At 58.5% G+C, this 400-nt stretch carries 1 pseudogene; it reads right to left on the bottom strand.

Features of this window, described 5'->3' with window-relative positions:
- Positions 1-188 precede the first annotated feature (188 nt).
- Positions 189-400: pseudogene (locus E1267_RS45255) on the bottom strand (IS256 family transposase); the annotation flags it as partial.

The following is a 400-nucleotide window of genomic DNA, read 5'->3' as shown; positions in this document are numbered from 1 at the left end:
CCAACTTACGAGGTGTCCTTTGCAGCGGGCCGATGGAAGCGTGAAGAACTCCCATCCTCCCAGCTCAAGGGACACCTCACTTCATTTCGCCAATCTCGCCCCAAGCTTCAAGCTGTGGATCCAGGCTCAGCCGTGAGCTTGTCACTTCTAGTGTGTAAAGATCCTTTCTGGGTGATGGAGAAGCCTCTTTACCTGATCCGGCCTGGATAGGCGATGTCGAGTTCGATGAGAGCTTCGCGCCAGCCGATGGTGCGCTGGCCCTCGATGAGACGAGCGGTGCTGGGCGAGTTTTTGATCTTGCCGGTTTTCTCCTTGTGTGCGGCGCGTTCGCGGGCGCGTTTGTCCTCGATGTTGATGATGGCCAGCCACAGCAGCTTGACCACGGCGTCGTCGCCGGGGA

The organism is Nonomuraea longispora (assembly GCF_004348345.1).
GTDB classification, from domain to species: Bacteria; Actinomycetota; Actinomycetes; order Streptosporangiales; family Streptosporangiaceae; genus Nonomuraea; species Nonomuraea longispora.
Note: the sequence above shows the minus strand (reverse complement) of the source record. Positions and strands in the feature narration are given on the sequence as shown.